The 1,655-nt window shown below is 73.6% G+C and carries 1 protein-coding gene; it reads left to right on the top strand.

Annotation, left to right across the window (positions count from 1 at the left end):
* Nucleotides 1–1,357: gamma-glutamyltransferase (locus FV229_RS26685; RefSeq protein WP_147754796.1), on the top strand; the 1,357-nt coding region annotated here is incomplete at its 5' end.
* Nucleotides 1,358–1,655: the final 298 nt, after the last annotated feature.

The following is a 1,655-nucleotide window of genomic DNA, read 5'->3' as shown; positions in this document are numbered from 1 at the left end:
GGCCAGCCGGGCGCGCTACCGCGAGCGCGAGTTCGACGCGATCCCCGCCCGCGGCCCCGACGCCTGCGTGACGGTGGCCGGCGCCGTCGGCGGCTGGCGCCTGGCCCTGGAGCTGTCCCGCGCGCTCGGGGGCCGGCTGCCGCTGGAGACGCTCCTCGCCGACGCGATCCGCCACGCCCGCGAGGGCTGTCCGGTCTCGCCCTCGGAAGGGCGCTACGTGCCGAAGGAGCTCGACACCCTCCACGACGCCCCGAACTTTGCGAAGACGTTCCTCAAGGAGGGCAAACCGTGGCCGGTGGGCGACGTGCGGAGGTTGCCGGCGCTGGCCGCGACCCTGGAGCAGCTCGCCCGTGCCGGGCTCGACGACTTCTACCGCGGCGACGTCGGCCGCGAGATCGCCGCCGACCTCGAACGCCTCGACGCCCCGGTGACCAGGGCCGACCTCAAGGCCTACCAGCCGCGCGAGCGCTCGGCCCTCTCGATCCGCCGCCGCGACGCCACGCTCTACAACTTTCCGCCGCCGACGCAGGGGCTGGCGGCGCTGCTGATCCTCGGCATCTTCGACCGGCTCGACATCCGCCAGGCGGAGACCACGGCGCATTACCATGGGCTGATCGAGGCGACGAAGCGCGCCTTCGCGATCCGCGACCGGGTGGTGACCGACTACGACCGCCTGGTCACGGACCCGGCCCAGTATCTCACGCCCGAAAACCTCGCCCGCGAGGCGGCGCAGGTCGACATGGCGCGCGCCGCCGCGATCCCGCTGCGCAACCCCGGCGAGGGCGACACCGTGTGGATGGGCGCGATCGACCACGACGGCCTGGCCGTGTCCTACATCCAGTCGATCTACTGGGAATACGGCTCCGGCTGCGTGCTGCCGGCCACCGGCATCCACTGGCAGAACCGCGGCACCTCGTTCTCCCTCGACGAGACGGCCGTGAACCCGCTGGAGCCGGGGCGGCGCCCGTTCCACACCCTGATCCCGGCGCTCGCCTGCTTCGACGACGGCCGGGTGATGGCCTACGGCTCGATGGGCGGCGACGGCCAGCCGCAGTTCCAGGCGCAGGTCTTCACCCGCTACGCCGACTACGGGCTCGGCCCCGCCGACGCGGTCGACGCCCCGCGCCTGCTCTACGGCCGCACCTGGGGCGCGGAATCGCTGACCGTGAAGGTCGAGGACCGCTTCGACCCGGCCTGCATCCGGGCGCTCGGCCGGATGGGCCACGAGATCGAGGAGCTCGGCGGGGCCTACATCGACTCGCTCGGGCATGCCGGCATGCTGGTCCGCCACCCCCGCAACGGCCGGATCGAGGCGGTCCACGACCCCCGCTCGGACGGCGGCGCGTTGGGGCTTTAAGGGAAGCCGCACCAGCTCGACGCGCCACTTCCCTCCCCCCTCTGCGGGGGAGGGTGGGCCTCCCGTCAGCGAGGGTCTGGAAAGGGAGCGCGTTATCCGGAGAGGTCGCTCCCCTCTCCCGACCCACTTCGCGGGCCACCCTCCCCCGCAGAGGGGGGGAGGGGCGTGATTGGGTCAGGCGGCGCGGACGGTGGCGAGGAAGCGATCGACTTCCGCCGCGAGGTGCTCGGACTGGCGCGAGAGCTCGGAGGCGGCGCCCAGCACCTGGGAAGCCGCCGCGCCGGTCTCCTCGGCCGCG

This window comes from Methylobacterium sp. WL120, from assembly GCF_008039465.1.
Taxonomy (GTDB): domain Bacteria; phylum Pseudomonadota; class Alphaproteobacteria; order Rhizobiales; family Beijerinckiaceae; genus Methylobacterium; species Methylobacterium cerastii.
The sequence above is the reverse complement of the archived record's forward strand: the minus strand, read 5'-3'. Positions and strand labels throughout refer to the sequence as shown.